This is a genomic window from Rhodospirillaceae bacterium (genome assembly GCA_040219235.1).
Lineage (GTDB): Bacteria > Pseudomonadota > Alphaproteobacteria > Rhodospirillales > Rhodospirillaceae > WLXB01.
This window is the reverse complement of sequence record JAVJSV010000012.1, coordinates 625,257-643,003: the sequence shown is the minus strand read 5'-3', so window position 1 is coordinate 643,003 and position 17,747 is coordinate 625,257. Positions and strand designations below refer to the sequence as shown.

General features: G+C 53.3%; 17 protein-coding genes. 9 read left to right on the top strand and 8 right to left on the bottom strand.

Annotated elements, in window-relative coordinates:
- Position 1 precedes the first annotated feature (1 nt).
- A complete protein-coding gene (locus RIC29_13220; GenBank protein MEQ8735880.1) occupies positions 2-937 on the top strand; it encodes a hypothetical protein in 936 nt (311 codons plus the stop codon).
- Positions 938-973: 36 nt separating this feature from the next.
- Here the strand turns inward: RIC29_13220 and RIC29_13215 are convergent, their stop codons facing one another.
- The 4 genes from RIC29_13215 to RIC29_13200 form a co-directional block, all read right to left on the bottom strand.
- Positions 974-2,206, bottom strand: coding sequence for an aminotransferase class I/II-fold pyridoxal phosphate-dependent enzyme (locus RIC29_13215; protein MEQ8735879.1), 1,233 nt, complete (start codon positions 2,204-2,206; stop codon positions 974-976).
- On the bottom strand, positions 2,199-2,471 hold the full coding sequence (locus tag RIC29_13210; GenBank protein MEQ8735878.1) for a phosphopantetheine-binding protein: 273 nt from the start codon (positions 2,469-2,471) through the stop codon (positions 2,199-2,201). Before RIC29_13210 ends, RIC29_13215 begins: the two co-directional genes overlap by 8 nt.
- Positions 2,472-2,579: 108 nt before the next feature.
- Positions 2,580-3,524: an SDR family NAD(P)-dependent oxidoreductase gene (locus tag RIC29_13205; GenBank protein MEQ8735877.1), complete on the bottom strand. Its 945-nt coding sequence runs from the start codon at positions 3,522-3,524 to the stop codon at positions 2,580-2,582.
- A 15-nt stretch (positions 3,525-3,539) separates the two neighbouring features.
- Positions 3,540-5,309 (bottom strand): fatty acyl-AMP ligase, encoded by a 1,770-nt coding sequence (locus tag RIC29_13200; GenBank protein ID MEQ8735876.1) that lies wholly within the window; start codon positions 5,307-5,309, stop codon positions 3,540-3,542.
- A gap of 245 nt (positions 5,310-5,554) precedes the next feature.
- Between RIC29_13200 and RIC29_13195 the strand changes: the two genes are divergently transcribed.
- Complete coding sequence (locus RIC29_13195; protein ID MEQ8735875.1) at positions 5,555-6,253, top strand: DUF1045 domain-containing protein; 699 nt, start codon at positions 5,555-5,557, stop codon at positions 6,251-6,253.
- A gap of 94 nt (positions 6,254-6,347) precedes the next feature.
- Entirely contained in the window at positions 6,348-7,199 is an 852-nt protein-coding gene (locus tag RIC29_13190; protein ID MEQ8735874.1) for an alpha/beta hydrolase, read from the top strand.
- A gap of 26 nt (positions 7,200-7,225) precedes the next feature.
- Here RIC29_13190 and RIC29_13185 read toward each other — a convergent pair whose 3' ends face one another.
- Complete coding sequence (locus tag RIC29_13185) at positions 7,226-7,798, bottom strand: hypothetical protein (GenBank protein ID MEQ8735873.1); 573 nt, start codon at positions 7,796-7,798, stop codon at positions 7,226-7,228.
- A 145-nt stretch (positions 7,799-7,943) separates the two neighbouring features.
- On the opposite strand from RIC29_13185, the gene RIC29_13180 reads away from it, so the two are divergent.
- From RIC29_13180 to RIC29_13160, 5 genes are all read left to right on the top strand, one after another.
- On the top strand, positions 7,944-8,387 hold the full coding sequence (locus tag RIC29_13180; protein ID MEQ8735872.1) for a DUF427 domain-containing protein: 444 nt from the start codon (positions 7,944-7,946) through the stop codon (positions 8,385-8,387).
- A 192-nt stretch (positions 8,388-8,579) separates the two neighbouring features.
- On the top strand, positions 8,580-8,882 hold the full coding sequence (locus tag RIC29_13175) for a DUF2282 domain-containing protein (GenBank protein MEQ8735871.1): 303 nt from the start codon (positions 8,580-8,582) through the stop codon (positions 8,880-8,882).
- Between the two features lie 35 nt (positions 8,883-8,917).
- Positions 8,918-9,847 (top strand): DUF692 domain-containing protein, encoded by a 930-nt coding sequence (locus tag RIC29_13170; GenBank protein ID MEQ8735870.1) that lies wholly within the window; start codon positions 8,918-8,920, stop codon positions 9,845-9,847.
- Positions 9,837-10,610: a DNA-binding domain-containing protein gene (locus tag RIC29_13165; GenBank protein ID MEQ8735869.1), complete on the top strand. Its 774-nt coding sequence runs from the start codon at positions 9,837-9,839 to the stop codon at positions 10,608-10,610. Before RIC29_13170 ends, RIC29_13165 begins: the two co-directional genes overlap by 11 nt.
- Before the next feature lie 30 nt (positions 10,611-10,640).
- On the top strand, positions 10,641-11,117 hold the full coding sequence (locus tag RIC29_13160) for a DoxX family protein (protein ID MEQ8735868.1): 477 nt from the start codon (positions 10,641-10,643) through the stop codon (positions 11,115-11,117).
- Here the strand turns inward: RIC29_13160 and RIC29_13155 are convergent.
- The 3 genes from RIC29_13155 to RIC29_13145 all read right to left on the bottom strand — a co-directional run bounded on the left by RIC29_13155 (position 11,114) and on the right by RIC29_13145 (position 15,200).
- The gene (locus RIC29_13155; protein ID MEQ8735867.1) at positions 11,114-12,892 is read right to left on the bottom strand and encodes a hypothetical protein; all 1,779 of its coding nucleotides are present in this window, start codon (positions 12,890-12,892) and stop codon (positions 11,114-11,116) included. The two genes, RIC29_13160 and RIC29_13155, sit on opposite strands and share 4 nt — an antisense overlap.
- A gap of 118 nt (positions 12,893-13,010) precedes the next feature.
- On the bottom strand, positions 13,011-14,618 hold the full coding sequence (locus tag RIC29_13150; GenBank protein ID MEQ8735866.1) for a long-chain fatty acid--CoA ligase: 1,608 nt from the start codon (positions 14,616-14,618) through the stop codon (positions 13,011-13,013).
- Between the two features lie 93 nt (positions 14,619-14,711).
- Positions 14,712-15,200 (bottom strand): Lrp/AsnC family transcriptional regulator, encoded by a 489-nt coding sequence (locus RIC29_13145; GenBank protein MEQ8735865.1) that lies wholly within the window; start codon positions 15,198-15,200, stop codon positions 14,712-14,714.
- A gap of 125 nt (positions 15,201-15,325) precedes the next feature.
- Between RIC29_13145 and RIC29_13140 the strand changes: the two genes are divergently transcribed.
- On the top strand, positions 15,326-17,701 hold the full coding sequence (locus RIC29_13140; GenBank protein MEQ8735864.1) for a transketolase: 2,376 nt from the start codon (positions 15,326-15,328) through the stop codon (positions 17,699-17,701).
- Positions 17,702-17,747 lie beyond the last annotated feature (46 nt).

Below are 17,747 nucleotides of genomic sequence, written 5' to 3'. Positions count from 1 at the left end.
AATGACCACATCCTCCCTCGACAGCCTCATTGCGGAAGAAAGCAAAATCACACCCTTTCCGGCAGCGGCTGCAATGGTTGAGCACCTCAAACAAACTTACGGAAGCGGCGTACAGGCTGTTGTGTTTTACGGATCGTGCCTGCGACTGGGCACCGACAAAGACCTCATGCTCGACTTTTATGTGTTGGTTGAGGCTTTACGGCCCGCCTTAAACAGCGCGGTCAGCGCCACCTTCGGAACAATTCTGCCGCCCAACGTCTATTACCATGAATGTGATTTTGAGGGCCGGGTGGTGCGCGCGAAAGTGGCCGTCATGACCCTTGGAGCCTTCGTCCGAGGCACCTCAGAAACAACGTTTGCTCCGGCGCTGTGGGCAAGGTTTGCGCAACCGGCGGGCCTTGTTTACGCCGCCACCGCAGGCGCACGCACGGCAGTTGAAAAAGCCCTGGCCCGCGCGGTGAGAACACTCTTGAGCAAAACCGTTCCCCTGATGGGTGGGCCGTTTGAGGTTGAGGATCTATGGATCACAGCGTTCCGCGCGACCTATAAATCCGAACTGCGCCCGGAGCCACCCTCAAAAGCCAACGAGCTTGTTGATCTGCAAAAGGCCCGGTTCATCAAAATCGGCCAGGCCGCCTTGCGCGATCTAAACATTGATGCTGCAGCAGAACGCCAAGCCTCACCTCACATGCATTGGGGTTGGCCTTGGGGTTGGCCTTGGGACTGGCGCTTGCGGCGCTGGTGGGGACGCTTTTTGAACGCCGCACGTCTGATCAAAGCCGCTTTCACATTTAAAGGCGGCTTGGACTACGCGGTATGGAAAATAGAACGGCATTCGGGAGTCAAAATAGAGCTCACCGACCGCGAACGGGCCACACCGGTGCGTACAGGACTAAGGTTACTGCTGCAAACAAAACAGCAGGGCGGCTTAAATTAAGCCGATGCAGTTAGGCGAGCGACATAACCCAGCGCGTTAACCGATCGCAGCCTTCTGTTTGGCCTGAGGAGGCAAGACACCGAGCTCAGCCGCCACACCGGCAAACACTTCGATGATGCGATCAACCTGCTCAAGCGTATGCACTGCACTCAGACTGCAGCGCAACAGCGTGTAATTGTGCGGCGTGGCCGGTGGCAATGCGAGGTTCACGTAGACGCCACCATCGATCAGGCCGCGCCAGAAGGCAACACCGGTTTCAACATCAGGGGCGACCACGGCAACCACGGGGCTGAGTTCACCGCCAAGTGTAAAGCCAAGGGCTGCAAGACCGGTGTGCAACCGCTCGGCATTGCGCATCAAGCGCTTGCGCAAGGCACCACCATTCTCGACCAAGCCTAAAGCGACGCGCGCCGAAGCCACCACGGAGGGCGGCAAAGACGCAGTGAAAATATACGGGCGGCAGGCGAGACGCAGAAGGTCGAACTGCGGATGATTGGAAACACAGAAGCCGCCAACAGTGCCAACACTCTTGGAGAAGGTGCCGACGATAAAATCGACATCATCTTCAACACCTAACTCTTCCGGCAAGCCACGGCCATACCGACCGAGCACACCGAGAGAATGGGCTTCATCACTCAACACGTAGGTGTCTTCGTATTTCTTTTTAACGTCGACAATTTCTTTTAAAGGCGCTTTATCGCCGAGCATTGAATAAATGCCCTCAACCACGATGAGTTTATTGCCCGGTTTCTTGGACAGGCGCGCCAAACGCTTATCCAGATCAGCCGCATCATTGTGCTTAAAGCGGATAATTTGAGCCTGCCCCATGCGCACACCATCGTAAATGCTGGCGTGGCAATCGGCATCCATGAGGATGTAATCTTCCGGGCCGACCAAGGTGGACAAGATGCTCAGGTTGGCAAGATACCCCGTGGAGAACACGATGGCGTGGGCTTTACCCAGGAATGAGCACAGGGTTTGCTCAAGTTCCTTATGACCGCTGTAGGTGCCATTGGCGACACGACTGCCGGTGGTGCCAGTGCCTGCCGCATCCAAAGCATCATGCGCAGCTTGCAACGCTTCAGGGGCAAACGTCAGACCAAGGTAATTGTTGGTGCCGGCTAAAATCGTATGGCGGCCACCAATCATGGCTTCGGTCTGGGACAGAATTTCGTCCATCTGGACCTGAAACGGATCATGACCGCCGTCACCCACCAGCGCCTCGCGGCGCGCCAGAAGCGGCGCAAATCGATCAAACAAATCAGCCATGTTCTTCCCTAACAATCTGTTCGGTCGCGACGACCAATTGCCCCACCGTCTCGATATCCGGAAGCACGTTCAATGGCACCGATATATCAAGTTCATCCTCAAGAGCTGCAATGAACTCCATGACCAACAGGGAATCGAAATTCAGGTCTTCCGTAAATCGAGTCCCATCCTTAAGCGTTACGCCGGTTTTGTTAAAAGGTTGTAAAACCTTCAGAACCGAAGCTCGCACGTCTTGCGACGCGCCGTCGCTAGGTTCAGCCGACATTTCATTAGTCCTCTAGCATTTGGGGATTAGGCGACGCCCTGAGTCCCGCATCCCATTTCAGTCCAACGTATACTTTTAAGTGGGATGACAGAACCGTGACAAGTAACTTTAAAAGTAACGTTTCAAAACATTTTGTGAGTGATACCAATCGATTGCGTCCTTAAAGCCAGCTTCCAGCGTCCATTTGGGATGCCATCCGTGAGGCCCTGACTCGGTCACAACCCAGTCCTGATGGAGCAGTTCGGGCGCTTTTGATAGGGTTAACATCGCGGGGGACCTAGTAATTGCAGCTTTAAGCGTGCCCAAAAAACCCATTATCCACACAAAAATACCCGGTAGATGAACGATTTTGACCGAGCGCCCGGTCGCCAGACCCGCAGCCAAAGCGAGATCATGCCAAGTATGACCGCCCGGCGTGCCATCATCAATTTCCAAAATAAGCTGAGATTGCGTCTGCTCGCAGCAGACAAGAATGGCCGTTGCTACATCGCCCACATGAATTAACGAGGCCCGGGACGCCTTGGACGCCGGTGCCAAAACAAACCCGTTTACCGCCATTTGAAACAACCTGACGGTCTCGTCATCACCCGGCCCATAAATGGCCGGTGGCCGCAGGATCACAACCTCTAGGTTATTCGCGTAGTCCTCAGCCACGCGTTCCGCACCACGCTTGCTGGCAGCATAAGAAGACAGATCAGGCGCGCGGGCTGCGAGAGACGACACCAGAACGCACTTTGGTACACCTGCCGCTTTTGCCGCCGCCAACACCGCGCGGGTGCCCTCGCGATTGATTTTGAAAAACGTTTCCCGGTTCAGCGCTTTGATCGCACCCGCAGCGTGCACAACCACATCAACATCGGTGAGTAAGTTTTTCAGCGCCTCAGCGTTTTCAAGGTCACCCTTAATCCAAGTCAGGTTCGCATCAGCATCCCCCGGCTTGGCTCGCCGGGTCAAAGCTCTGACAATATGCCCTGTTGCACTGAGATGGCGGAGAAGATGCTGACCTAGAAACCCCGTCGCACCAGTCACGGCTATGGTAAGAGGAGTGGTCATTCGGACACGCAGACGCTACGCGCCATCTGCAAGCGGTTGAATTTCACCCTTGAGAAAGTTTGCTTTAGCCTTGCCACGTGCAAGTTTACCGGAAGAGGTTTTGGGAAGAGTCCGTGGCGGCACAAGAATCACATCACAAGCCAAGCCAACTTGATCTTGCACCCGCGCCTTAATCTCCGCCGCCAGAGCAATGCGAACCTCTTCCGCAGATGGTCGGCACTGTACCAGCAGCGTTGGCGTCTCGCTGCCATCGTCATTTTCAAGCGTGAACGCCGCTGCATCACCGGAGCGCATGCCCTCCATGCGTTCGACCGTCCATTCAATGTCTTGCGGCCAATAGTTACGCCCATTGACGATCATCATATCTTTGGAGCGCCCAACGATGACCAATTCGTTGCCAATGAAGTATCCAAGATCGCCGGTATCGAGCCACCCCTCGTGAATACTCGCCGCCGTCGCTTCAGGGTCACCGTAATAGCCCTGCATGACGCTCTCGCCGGAGAAAAACACACGGCCAACCTCGCGTTCTGCCAGGGCGTTGTCTGCCTCATCGCGAATTTCAACGGTGTGGCCTTGGATCACCAAACCGCAAGCCACAAAGGTACGGCCAACCCCCGTGCCATCATCGGGCACCGGCACAGCACGATGGTTATCACCCAGTTCCTGCTTGGAAATATGATCCAACCGCATACCCGTCTGAGGCGTGCTGAAACTGACGCCAAGCACACATTCCGCCAGCCCATAAGAGGCATTGAACGAAAGATCAGAAAATCCGCAAGGGCGAAACACATCAGCGAACGCCCGCATGACCTGCGGCTTGATCATCTCGCCCCCGATGCCAGCAACGCGCCAGCTGGACAAATCAAGATCAGGTGCGCTGGCGCTGGCAGAAGCAAACCTACGACTGCATAGCTCGTACCCAAAACTGGGACCGTAGGACATGGTGCCCTTATTCTCACTGATAATGCGCAGCCAGGTTAAAGGCCGACGGGCAAAGTCTTCAGTGGGCAGATAGTCAACCGTGGTCTGCGCTGTGAGACAGCCAAGCATGAACCCCACAAGACCCATGTCATGATAGAACGGTAGCCAAGACACAGCGCGCTCACCGGGTGCATTGCCAACCGCGACATTCATCGCTGCGCAATTGACCATCAAATTATGATGCGTGACCGCAACCCCTTTGGGGAAACGTGTACTGCCAGAACTGTATTGAAGATAACACAGATCCTGCGCCCCGCCGGGTGCAGCGCCTTGACCCTGTGGCAGAGCCATCAAGTCATCGACCGTGCCAGCCATGAGGAGGTCAAGCCCTGCTGTCGCTTCCGTCACCAAGGGCAAATAATCTCTCGGGCCGATCACCATGACGGCGCCCGAGGACGTGATCTGATTGGCGATCTGGCTGACGTAAGCATCACGCCGTCCAAACGCGACCGGCGTGGGCATGGGAACGGGAATCGCGCCCGCGTACTGGCAAGCAAAAAAGGCAGTGAGAAACCCAGGGGCTGTCTCAGCCAGCAGTGCCACACGATCTCCGGGTTTCACACCACCGCCGACAAGACAGTTTGCCCCGACGCGCGCCCGCGCTCTGAGATATGCAAACGTCAGAACATCAGTTAAGACGCCTTTAGACGAATAGAAATTGAAACCGGTTTCACCCTGAGCCGCGTAGTCGAGGGCGTCGGGTAAGGTTGGAAAATCTGCTAACCGCTTCTGGAGATCACGATTATCAGTTGGCGTTGGCGACAGAACTTCTGTCACTATAGGGGGAGACGTGTTTGAGGACATAGCGAGTCCGGCGAAACCTTACATAATGAGTTTACTTATCTACACGCAGAAATGATCTGGTCAAATCAACCTTTGCAACAAGTTTGTCACATCATCACATCAATGGTCTGTTCCGGAAAGCGCTCAATATTGGGTCAAGAAACCATGATTTATTGCCCTTCAAGCCTGTAAAAAAGCGCTTTAAGGGTTCCACTCTCAACAGTTCAGGTTAATCTGTCGACACCCTCTATGCTTGGAAATACCGAATGCCCGCACGTTATGCTTTAAGCTATGTCCCAGAAAATGGCAGTGCCCTCGCAGATTTCGGCAGAACTTGGCTAGGGCGCGATATTGAGTCGTCCGAGACCTTTGAACAGCCTGAAGTGCCCGGCATTACGCCAGAGCGTTTAAAAAAGTTAACCCATTGGCGCCGCTCGGATGGCTTGCACGGCACGCTTAAACCGCCATTCCAGCTCAACACCGTGGCCTCTTTCAACGGGTTCATGGATACGGTACACCTGTTTGCCAAGAACCTTAGACCGGTCGACATCCCTCAGTTAGAAATCAATATCATTGGAAAGTTTGTCGCCCTCGGGACCACCGTCCCCTCGCGCGAGCTGGTCAGTTTAGCATCAGAATGTGTGCGGGTGTTCGAAGGTTATCGGCGTCCGTTGCCGATCAACATGGATAACCGCTACCGCAACGATAAGTTAACAGTCTACCAACGGCGCATGCTGAAGCACTGGGGCTATCCTTATGTGATGGAAGAGTTCCAGTTCTTTGTGCCACTGACAGATCGTATTGAAGACGATGAGGAACGGGAAAAAATCACAGCAACAGTTGCCCAATTGGCGAAACCAGCCATTACGCAGCATTGCATCATTCGTGAATTAACCGTCCTGGCGCAAGAAAGCCGCCAAGAGCCAATGAACGTTGTTGCACGCGTGCCTTTTGGTCTTGCTTAATAATTCAATGGACGCACGATTAAGCACCCTGTCGATTCAACGACCCGTCACTTGAGGTCACATTCGGTCTGCGTGTGCGTGCTGGGAGAACACCATGTCTGTTATCGTTGATCGTGCCTTTGTCAGAATTGCAGAAGGTCAAGTGCATTACCGGACCTGCGGCAACGATACCGCGGCAACAGCCGTGCCGCTCTACATGATTCATGCCTCGCCCGCGTCTTCGATGACTTTGGTCCCGATGATGGAAGTCCTCGGTGAAACGCGGCGTGTGATTGCGCCCGACACGCTGGGCTTTGGCGATTCCCCTGCCCCCACACAAGACATTCCGAACGCCGAAGACTATGCTGAAAACGTGGTGCGTATTATGGACGCTTTGCACCTCGAAACCTGTGATGTGTATGGCAGCCACACTGGCGCGCATATTGCCTGTGAGTTGGCGATTCATTACCCGGACCGGGTGCGTAAAATGGTGTTCGACGGGATCGGGATGTTCTCGCCAGCTGATAAAGAAGATTTTCTGGCCCATTACGCCCCAGAAATGCATCCCGATGAATTTGGGCAACACCTGATTTGGGCGTGGAACTTCGTGCGCGATCAGGTTCTGCATTTTCCGTATTTCCGGCGGACGCCCGCGTTCCGTCGAAATGAAGAGTCCATGCCGTCCCCTGAGGCCATACAGCGCGTTGTTTTAGAAGTGCTCAAAGGACTGACCACCTATCACAAAGGCTATCGCGCTGCCTTTCGGCACCCTGACCGGGAACGTCTTCCGCTGATCCCTCACCCAACGTTATGTGCGGCGTCTGAAGACGACCCCTTGAAAGCCGGCGTGGAAGAGGCCGCAGCTTTAGTGCCTAACTCTGAACAAATGATTTTGCCCGCTGAGCGCAGTAAAGACGGTGTTCGTACCAAGGCCGAACATATTATTACGTTTTTGGATAAAGCCTAAAGTCTCTGCTGGGTAAAACGTGACGCCTACAACTTCGGCCCTGTGATCGTCACAACCAGGGTCTCTGTTCTGGGTGTCCGTTTCATCATCACAACTTTTTCGCCTAATCGCTGACTTACTCCGGACCCCGAAAACGCGAGATCAATATTCTCACTGACCCAGGTGGACGCACCCGGCCAATCGGTCAGTGAGGTTTCAACAAGGGCAGAAATTGCATTCAGATTGCGCAACCGGACAAGAGGATTGTTCTCGGGAAGTGCCGCCATCAAGTTGGCTGACGTAACGGCTTCAGGACGCCCGATCAACTCAAGAGTGGTTTTGCCATCCTCTGAACGACCGATCACACGCGACCGGCCATCCTCTAATGGAACAAAATCGAACGTTAGGTTAAACGGCGTGTTCTCAAAGCGCTGTGTCAAAGCATCTCGGCGCACATCTAAACTGCCGTAGCGCGGAAACGGATCATTAACAGGAGCGGTTATAACGGCTGTCGAACCACCTGTTACCGGTTGCTCGGGGCGCTGGCCTGACACGTAATACATATACAAGGCGAGCGTCAGCAATACACTATAGACAACCAATCTGAGTCGTTTCGGCATAATGAATTCACTTCATGTTGTGCTCTGACGTCACTTAACTTCTAACGCGCCAATCTTTATTTTTCCACTGCAACACGATTACGGACCAAGACATTATGACCTTAACTCAGGTACGGTTAGGCACTGCAGCGCGTGGAGGAATGATATGGCGAATAACGTCAGCTTGGAACAACGATGGCAGAGTAATGCTGCTGCGCAACGCGCGCGCTTCGCAGCCTATGAACTGAACCCAGAGCATACGATTACCCTGCACCCGCATGATGGGGTCATTCGCATTCTTTGGAACGGAGCGGTCATTGCAGAAAGCGATCATGCAATCGCATTGCACGAGCGCAAACATGACCCTGTGTATTACATTCCCAAAGAAGATGTTCGAACCAACCTGTTGATCCGCACAGATCATGCCACCCACTGCCCTTACAAAGGAGATGCCTGCTACTGGTCTTTAGTGTCCGAAGACAAAGTGGCAGAGAATGCTGTGTGGGCTTACGAGTCGCCGATTGTTGCGATGAACGGAATTGCGGGATTGATGGCCTTCTACTTAGACGGGATGGGCAAAGACTTTGGCCTGACCCTGGACATCACATAAAATCATATGGTTCATGAGCCCTTCGGCGGCGCACCGTAATCCTCACCTTTCTGTGAAGGCGCTTCACGCGTGTGTGACTGGCGTATCCCATTAGCAGCCCTATGATGAGTGTGTTGATTGGTCTTTAGAGGTCAACGCAACGTAAGACCCCTATTTCGCCGCTCTTGCGGCACCACACACGGAGTACACTTAATGTCTAACAAGCTCACCACGTTCTCTCTCGCAGCCGCTGTCGCCGGCGCCGTTTCAATGGCCGCCATGACCGTTCCGTCAACAGCGTCTGCTGCTGGCAAAGAAAAATGCTACGGCGTTGCCAAAGCCGGTGAAAACGGCTGCGCAAACGCAGCCGGCACGCACTCTTGCGCTGGTCAGTCCACTGTCAGCTTTGATGGTGGCGAATGGAAACTGGTTGCAGAAGGCAGCTGCATGGAAATGGGCGGCAAACTGGAGCCTTTTGAAGGAACGAGCGAAGAAGCAAAAATGAAGGCTGGCTAAGCACAAGCCCATTTTAAGACACGCGAGCGTCGAAGGTGATCTCCCCCCCTCCCCAACAACCCAAACCTTCGATACGCTCTGCACGGCAGAGTCCGATTTCCGCACAGGCGGGAGTCGGACTCCGTCATCTTCACATGGCTAACTTTGCCTCTGGCACCGCCGATGCCGCCTGGGTTGAAATTCACAGCGAGAACTTTTTTGCCGACGGCGGCCCTCGGATGGCGCAACTCGATCAAGTGCGGGCGCATTATCCCGTGAGCTGTCATGGGGTCGGACTATCTTTGGGAACAGCAGAGGGCATTGATAACAGGCACCTTGAGAGCTTGAGCGCGCTGGTCCAGCGCGTCGACCCTATCCTGGTCTCGGAGCACCTCTCTTTTAGCGTTGTTGAGGGTCTGTATCTTAATGACCTTCTGCCTTTACCTTACACCGAAGAAGCTCTGGCCGTCGTTGTAAACAACGTCGATAAAGCTCAGACCGCGCTGGGCCGGCAAGTTCTTGTTGAGAACCCATCATCTTACCTAAAGTTTGCAGACTCGCACCTTACGGAATGGGATTTTCTTTCTGAGTTGTGTCGGCGCGCGGGCTGCGGACTGCTGCTGGACGTCAACAACATCTATGTCAGTGCCCACAACAATGACTTCGATACTGCAACATATTTAGAGGGCATCCCTGGCGCAGCCATTGGAGAAATTCATCTTGCAGGGCACTTAATTGATGGCGATGGTGACGAGCGCCTCCTGATCGACACCCATGGAGATATCGTCGCTGATGCCGTGTGGAGTCTTTATCAGCAAGCCTTAGAGAAATTCGGTCCACGGGCAACGCTGATTGAATGGGATACAGACATCCCTAGCCTTGAGGTTTTGTTAAACGAAGCGCACACCGCGCAAAAGCATTTAGACGCGGCACTCCTGAACGTGGATGCCGCGCGCCCACCTATAAACGCTTCTCATGTTGCATAATCTGCAAAAAGATTTTGCCGGCGTGTCACTCTCGAACACGCTATCCCCTTTGCTTGACTACGTGACCGCTGCACGGGGCAGCAAAGAACGGCGCTTGGGTGTCTATCGCACCAATACCATCAACAGCTTGACCGATGTGTTGAGCGCGGCGTTCCCTGTGGTGCAAAGAATTGTCGGCGACCGCTTCTTCCGGGCCCTGGCACAAACCTTTATCGAAACCTGCCCACCCAAACAGCCAACCTTGTTTAGATACGGTGGTGAACTGCCCGAATTTATAATGACGTTCGAACCCGCAAAAGAACTGCCTTACCTAGCAGACGTCGCAACCCTTGAATGGGCGCGTATTGAATCGTATTTCGCAGCGGACCAAGACGCCCTTAATCCAGCACGTTTATCTGATGTTGCAGCAGATGACCTTGAGAACATTACGTTTTCGGCTCATCCGTCCCTGCGACTGGTGCATTCGTCCTTTCCGATTATTGAGATTTGGGAGGTCAATCAGCCGACACAGACCAGCGTTCCAAAAATTGACTTTTCAGCACCTCAACGCGCTTTGGTTTTAAGGCGCGGCGGCGCAGTGTTCCACCGCGATCTGACCGTAGGCGAATATGCGTGGCTGGTCGCCCTGCGTGACGGCCGTGCGCTTGGTGCTGCTGTCGATACAGCGCTTAACGAAGATCCTACTTTCGACGTCCAAAACATGTTGCGTCAGGCTCTAGCTGATGGGGCTTTCAACACGATCCACCTGCAACCCATTTCGTGAAATCACGCCAAAAGCTCAAGGATCATTGCTATGACTGAATCATCTAACGTGATTGATAGGGGGGCTAATTTCTATCGCACTGTCCTCCAAAAACTTGAAGTTTTGGGCGCACCGTTAACAGACTTCGCCGTCCGGTTTTGGGTGGGGCTCGTGTTTTTTAGATCCGGATTACAAAAACTTGATGATTGGGAAAGCACACTCTTTTTATTCGAGTATGAGTACGCTGTGCCCATTCTGCCATTTGAAATTGCAGCCTACATGAGCACAGCCTTTGAACTTGCGATGCCTGTTTTTCTGTTCATCGGGTTGGCGGCGCGTTTGGCGTCCATTCCATTGCTGGGCATGGCCCTGGTCATTCAATTTGTGCTTGGCGCAAACAATCCAGCCTATAACGATTTCAATCATTTCGCCTGGATGACTTTTCTGCTGGTCATTATAGCCCGTGGTCCTGGCGTAATCTCGGTAGACCATTGGCTGCGGCAGAAATTTATGCGCGACGGCGCTTAAGCTGAAACTTTAAAACCGGTTTGCGCGAGAAGTTTATAGAAGTCCCGAATTGCAACTTCCTTTTCCTGTGGGTCAGGAATGTCTGCCGTGAACTCAGACAGAAAATCTTTGCGCTTGAGGTAATTGGTAATGGATTCGCGTGCAATTTCGGTTGCACGCCCTTCCGTCAACATACCTGATGAACAGAAGGTGACCAATCGTCCGGCGCGCTCTCGAAAGGACAACTCTTTGTTATCGATCCGCTCAATGACTTTTTGACCAACAATGTAATCGACAACAATGTCATCAAATCTTTTGGCCATCGATGCTTTGAGGCCGTCTTCCAACTTTGATTGCAGGACCAACTGCTGAATAGCAGCCACTTGTGTCAGGCGAGCACGTTCAGTGCGGGCTTCCGGAGCAATTTTTTGAATAGTGTTCAGCTCCAATCCCTTGCGTTTGAGTTGTTCTTCAATGGCCAGGCGCATACTGGGTTCTGACTGCGGGTCATAAAGGGCCAGCAAATATACGAAAACGCGCTTGCCGTTGGAGAGCTTGCCGCAAAGTCCCTGCATGGCTTTATTGCGCCCTGAAGCACCACCGATGTTGTCGAGCCGTGCCCAGCGCTCTGTGAGCCCTGCCGCCATGGCGCGACCACCGATGACATGATCATGGGTAATGATGCGATCAACCAACTGGTCAAAAAACGCTTTATCTGCCGCTTTATCCTCGCTATTGGTGAGTCGGATCGGCCCAGCCAAATCGCGCTCCATGCGATCAAAAATAACCTGCTGAGAGCGCGGCAACACGCCCGCAGCAAAAAGCGGGTTGAGAAGGGCTAACAAATCCTCGGCTGCAAATTTTGTCGGCTTACATTCGCCCCCCAACAAGTCCACCATACGAATAATGGCGTCGCCTAAATGCTTGGATATACCAATGACATCTTTGATGACAGTCTTGGAATTAAAGATGTCAGACAACATTTCATCAACCATGTCGCGCGCGCGCTGATCCTTCTGGGATTGCGCCATCGGCAAAAGCTTAGCCATCTTACCAAGCCAACCGCGCCAATTGATGGACTCACGGGTGAGCGCAACATTGGCCATATAGGCGCGCTCTTCCTCGTCAGAGAACTTCACGTCGAGACGTTGCAGCATATCGTCCAGACAGGAGTCTTCTAATTTGGGCAGCTTCTTGGACTCAACTTCCCGGGCCTTGGCTGCTATCGCATCGACAGCATCAAAGATCACGTCACGGCGTTCTTTTGCGCCTGTGCCTGTCGCACGCGCATGTAAGGTTGCAATTTTATCGACCGCGGACGGCACCATGGTTTGATAATTAATCATGCGCTTGAGATTCGCATGGTTGTGCAACATCTCAAGTGGGGTCATCTCAAATTTTTCAAGGTATTTTGCAAACAGCCGGGCCATGGTGCTGCGGCTGGCCGTCTTATAAAAATCCGTGACCTTCTCACACAAAGGAGCTTGATCAACGGGCGTGATCGACAAGTCTTCTTCTTCTTTGATTTGTTTTATTTCTTTGAAAATTTCGCTCTCGCGATGATTGTCCTTCCCGAAGTGGGATTCCTTTACAATCCGGACACCCGCGACCGTTTTTTGCGCCAGCAGGTCTGACGCTTTTTTGCGTGCGACCGTCTCGCTTTTACACACTTCATTGATGGCCCAGCGGCCATCCTTGTAAAGCTGAATTTCAAATGTCGCGCGACCGAACATTGTCTTCTGATTGCCCCCGGCGTCCTCTGCTCGCTGACCGTCGTCTTTGTAACGTCCGGTCAATACCCCACTTTCTGTGAGTATGCCTTACTGTAGTAACAATTCTCTTAAAATACGATTCTTGAAGCAATCACAACAGGTTCCGCGCAGAACTAGGTGGTTTAAAAGGCGGCAGGACCGCCTAAGCAGGAAGCCGATAGTCAGCGAATCGGGACCGGAGAGTTGACTTTAAAACCTTACCCGTTGCACCCAAAGGCAAAGAGTCCACCCACTCGACGGCATCGGGCAGCCAGAGTTTTGGCACTTTATCAGCCAGATACTCACGAATTTCAGACAGCGATGGGCGCTCCTCACCACGTGCCACACACACCAGTAAAGGTCTTTCCTGCCACTTCGGATGCGGCACAGCGATCACTGCAGCCGCGTTGATCGCAGGGTGACCTACGGCCGCATTTTCCAATCCGACAGAACTGATCCACTCTCCTCCTGACTTAATAATATCCTTCGCGCGATCCGTGATCTGCATATATCCGTCAGAGTCGAGTGTTGCGACGTCGCCCGTATCGAACCAGCCGTCGGGCGTTAAAGCTGAGCTGCCGGTCTTATAGTACTCCCGCATGATCCAGGGCCCCTTGACCAGTAACCTGCCGGAACTCTTGCCATCGCGCGGCAGGACGTTGCCGTCATCGTCAACAACACGCAGTTCAACCCCGTAGATCGCGCGGCCCTGTTTCAGTTTAATCGGCATCTGCTGTTCACGGCTTAGGGATTGATGCTTTGGCTTCAAAGAATTGACCACGCCAACAGGGCTCATTTCCGTCATGCCCCACGCCGTATGCACCGCAACGCCGTGATCACATTCAAACCGGTCAACCATCGCTTCGGAAGCAGCAGCGCCGCCGATAATCACGCGATCCAATGCTGAGGGTTTGCGTCCAACCTGATCCATATGATCAAGCAGCCCCAGCCAAACTGTCGGCACACCTAACGCAATGGTCACGCCTTCAGCATCCATGAGGTCAAACAAACTCGCCCCATCGAGCTTGCGGCCTGGCATCACTAATTTTGAGCCGGCAATGGGCACTGAATACGGAATACCCCAAGCATTGACGTGAAACATGGGAACCACAGGCAAAATGACATCTTCGGTGCGCAAATCGAGTGTGCTAGCAAAACAACTCGCCATAGCATGCAACACTGTTGCGCGATGACTGTAGAGCACGCCTTTTGGGTCACCGGTGGTCCCTGAAGTGTAACACAATGACGCGGCTGTATTCTCGTCAAGCTCAGGCCAATCAAAATGATCTGACGCCCCAGCAATGAAACTTTCATAGTCCTGCATACCTGGCATGGCTTCTGCTGGCATGTGGACTGCATCTGTTAAGGTGATGGCCTGTTGCAGTGTCGGGAGACGCGGCTGAAGACGCGCAACGGTTTCTGCCATGTCAGTATCGAAAAACAACAGCCGGTCTTCAGCGTGGTTAAGAATATAGAGAAGTTCCTCGTCAGCCAGACGAAGATTAATCGTGTGACAGACCGCGCCCATACCAGAAATGGCATAGTAGAGTTCAAGGTGACGATCGGTGTTCCACGCCAGTGTCGCAACCCGGTCGCCTGGTTGAATGCCAAAATCCTTCAGCGCATTGGCGAGTCTCTGCGCCCGCTTATAAATCATGTTGTAAGACGTGCGACGAATTTCGCCTTCTAGGCCACGAGTCACGACCGAAGTATCGTGGTGATATCTGGCCGCAAATTGGATCAAAGATGTGATCACGAGTGGTGTGGTCATCATCAATCCATACATTGCGATCTCCCTTCGATAAAATGCGGAGGTTAGATACTAATGGTTTTTCACCTCTCGGCAGCAAAAAACGAACGCCTTTTATTTCCGCGCGTCCGTCGCAACCAGGGGCAAGGCCGTCTTATACGTGACCTGCTTGAGCGCAAAGCTGGACTGAATGCTGGCAATAGCCGGAATGCTGGTCAGATGCTGTTTTAGAAACCGGTCATAATCCGCAAGGTCACGGGTCACCACGCGCAGAAGATAATCGCTTGCCCCGGTCATTAAGTAACATTCCATGACTTCTGGGAGGACAGAAACTGCAGCCTCGAATTCTTCAAGCGCGGACTCGGATTGCTCCTTCAAGGCAACGCTGACAAAAACACTGACGGGCAGCCCCACTTTGGTTTGGTCAACAAAGGTCATGTAGCCGTTAATCACACCGTCGCGCTCTAACCGGCGCAGGCGCCGCAGACAGGGCGAGGGCGACAGGCCGACGCGCTCTGCCAATTCGACATTGGTGAGACGGGCATCTTTCTGCATATGCTCAAGAATACGCAGATCGATTTCATCTAGGGCCTCATTTGGCATAATTCACCATTACATACACAATAAAAGATGAATTATCGCGTTAATGAGAGGAAAGAAGCAAGTATTCGCAAGGACCTGTCAAAGCCCCTGCGCTAATCTGGCCACCTAATTTAATGGAGAGTGCTATGGCCCGGAACCCAGAAATTGCCACCCTGCAGAGTCTCGAAAAGAAGATTCTATGGCTCGCGACATGGATGATTCATCATGCCAACACCAGCCGCTCAAAAGCCGATGGCGTAAAAGTCGGTGGCCATCAGGCGTCTTGCGCGTCCATCGTCACGGTTATGACAGCGCTGTATCTCCACACTTTAAAGCCGCAAGACCGCATCGCCGTAAAGCCTCATGCCGGTCCGGTTTTTCATGCCATCCAGTATTTGCTTGGAAATCAGACTCTGGACCGAATGAAGAACTTTCGTGGCTTTGGCGGTGTGCAGCCCTACCCGTCAAAAACCAAAGATAAAGCGGACGTGGATTTCTCGACCGGCTCTGTCGGGCTTGGCGTTGCAGAGACTCTGTTTGCCTCTTTGGTTCAAGATTATGTGCACAGTCATGAGTTGGTCGCACCTGGCACAGAGAAAGGACGCATGATTGCCCTGCTGGGTGACGCTGAACTGGATGAAGGCAACATTTTTGAAGCCTTGCTTGAAGGCTGGAAACACGAAGCTCAGAACTGCTGGTGGATTGTCGACTACAACCGCCAAAGTCTGGACGGCGTGGTCAATGACCAGTTGTTCAGTCGCATCACGGGCTTTTTCTCTGCCGTAAACTGGAATGTGGTGGCCTTGAAGTACGGTTTAAAACTTCAGGCCGCTTTTAAAACCCCGATTGGCCCCGCCCTTCAAAAGTGGATTGATGACTGCCCAAACCAAATCTACTCAGCACTTACTTTTCAAGGTGGCGCAGCGTGGCGCACGGCATTGGAACGCGACCTTAAGGGTGCAATAGGCCTTAAAGCGTTTTTGGAAGAGCACGATGATGACAGCCTCCATACCCTGATGACCAACCTTGGCGGTCATGACATGGAGGCCATTTTGCAAGCCTTCAAAGACGCAGAAGGCAAAACGCAACCTCATTGCTTTATCGCGTACACCATTAAGGGCTACGGCCTGCCCCTCGCCGGACATAAAGACAATCACGCCGGAATTCTGAACGCCGGTCAAATTGAAGAGTACCAAAAATCCCTCAATGTCGAGCCGGGCAAGGAATGGGAAAAGTTCGCAGGCATGGACATCCCCGAGGCCGAGCTTGAAGCCTTTTTGGCGGATGTTCCTTTTGCCAAACGTGAAACACGCGAACGTAAAACAACGACACCTGCTGTTATTGATGTCCCAGATCTGCCCGCACCCGAGTCCGCCTCACAGTCGACCCAAGAAGCCTTTGGTAAAATCATGAACGTGCTGGGCAAAGGCACGTCGGACTTGGCGTCGCGTATTGTAACGACCTCTCCCGACGTTACGGTTTCGACCAATTTGGGCGGCTGGGTGAACCAACGCAGCCCTTTTCACATCACCAATCGTGACGACATCTTTCGTCAGATGCATGTCCCCTCGCCCCAAAAATGGAGTCAGCAACCAAAGGGGCAACATATTGAGTTAGGCATTGCCGAAAACAATCTGTTTCTGCTGCTAGGTGCCCTTGGCCTCTCTCATGATCTTTTTGACCAACGCCTTATTCCCGTTGGCACTTTGTATGACCCCTTCATTTCGCGCGGTCTCGATGCCATGACCTATGCCTGCTACCAGGATGCACGGTTTATGTTGGTGGCCACACCGAGCGGGATCTCATTAGGCCCGGAAGGTGGCGCGCACCAATCTATTTTCACGCCCTTGATCGGCATGGGACACGCCAATCTGGCGTCTTTCGAACCCGCCTATGCAGACGAACTCGCTGCAATCATGCATTGGGGTTTTAAACACCTGCAAAAACCCGAGGGCAGCTCGGTTTATCTGCGGCTGTCGACACGACCGCTGGAGCAGCCCAAGCGCGACATGGACTCCCACCTAGAAGCGGGCATTCTGGCCGGGGCTTATTGGGCTGTCGAGCCTGAGCCCGGTGCGGATGTCGCTATCGCCTATTGCGGCGTGGTCGCCCCAGAAGCCAAGGCGGCCTTTGAGATTATCAGAGAAGACGTTCCTGGCGCGGGGTTACTCGCAATCACCTCACCAGATCGTCTCTATGCCAGCTGGACGGCTGCAGCGCGCGCGCGGAAGGGCGGGCGACAGGGTGTGCGTAGCCCCATCGAAAAGCTGCTGTCTGATCTCTCGCCAGACGCCACTTTAGTGACGGTGCAGGACGGACACCCGCTGGCCCTCGGCTGGCTTGGCTCCGTTTTGGGACAGCGCTGCGAAGCCCTTGGTGTGGATCGTTTTGGTCAGGCTGGTAATATCGCCCAACTGTATGCCGAATATGGCATCGATACGGATGCGGTGGTCGACGCCGTCGCGGATGTGATTGTGCAACAGGTTGGCGCAACCAATCCTCTGAGGATTGCTGCCGAATAGCGAAACTCATGACATTTACGCGCGTCCACGTCTAAGATGACACCCA

What these genes read in the sequence shown, in the direction of transcription:
- RIC29_13160 (MEQ8735868.1), top strand. Translation starts at nt 10,641, where the DNA reads ATGACTGAATCATCTAACGTGATTGATAGGGGGGCTAATTTCTATCGC.
- RIC29_13195 (MEQ8735875.1), top strand. Translation starts at nt 5,555, where the DNA reads ATGCCCGCACGTTATGCTTTAAGCTATGTCCCAGAAAATGGCAGTGCC.
- RIC29_13205 (MEQ8735877.1), bottom strand. Translation starts at nt 3,524, where the DNA reads ATGACCACTCCTCTTACCATAGCCGTGACTGGTGCGACGGGGTTTCTA.
- RIC29_13215 (MEQ8735879.1), bottom strand. Translation starts at nt 2,206, where the DNA reads ATGGCTGATTTGTTTGATCGATTTGCGCCGCTTCTGGCGCGCCGCGAG.
- RIC29_13140 (MEQ8735864.1), top strand. Translation starts at nt 15,326, where the DNA reads ATGGCCCGGAACCCAGAAATTGCCACCCTGCAGAGTCTCGAAAAGAAG.
- RIC29_13145 (MEQ8735865.1), bottom strand. Translation starts at nt 15,200, where the DNA reads ATGCCAAATGAGGCCCTAGATGAAATCGATCTGCGTATTCTTGAGCAT.
- RIC29_13165 (MEQ8735869.1), top strand. Translation starts at nt 9,837, where the DNA reads ATGTTGCATAATCTGCAAAAAGATTTTGCCGGCGTGTCACTCTCGAAC.
- RIC29_13210 (MEQ8735878.1), bottom strand. Translation starts at nt 2,471, where the DNA reads ATGTCGGCTGAACCTAGCGACGGCGCGTCGCAAGACGTGCGAGCTTCG.
- RIC29_13150 (MEQ8735866.1), bottom strand. Translation starts at nt 14,618, where the DNA reads ATGACCACACCACTCGTGATCACATCTTTGATCCAATTTGCGGCCAGA.
- RIC29_13220 (MEQ8735880.1), top strand. Translation starts at nt 2, where the DNA reads ATGACCACATCCTCCCTCGACAGCCTCATTGCGGAAGAAAGCAAAATC.
- RIC29_13180 (MEQ8735872.1), top strand. Translation starts at nt 7,944, where the DNA reads ATGGCGAATAACGTCAGCTTGGAACAACGATGGCAGAGTAATGCTGCT.
- RIC29_13200 (MEQ8735876.1), bottom strand. Translation starts at nt 5,309, where the DNA reads ATGTCCTCAAACACGTCTCCCCCTATAGTGACAGAAGTTCTGTCGCCA.
- RIC29_13185 (MEQ8735873.1), bottom strand. Translation starts at nt 7,798, where the DNA reads ATGCCGAAACGACTCAGATTGGTTGTCTATAGTGTATTGCTGACGCTC.
- RIC29_13175 (MEQ8735871.1), top strand. Translation starts at nt 8,580, where the DNA reads ATGTCTAACAAGCTCACCACGTTCTCTCTCGCAGCCGCTGTCGCCGGC.
- RIC29_13190 (MEQ8735874.1), top strand. Translation starts at nt 6,348, where the DNA reads ATGTCTGTTATCGTTGATCGTGCCTTTGTCAGAATTGCAGAAGGTCAA.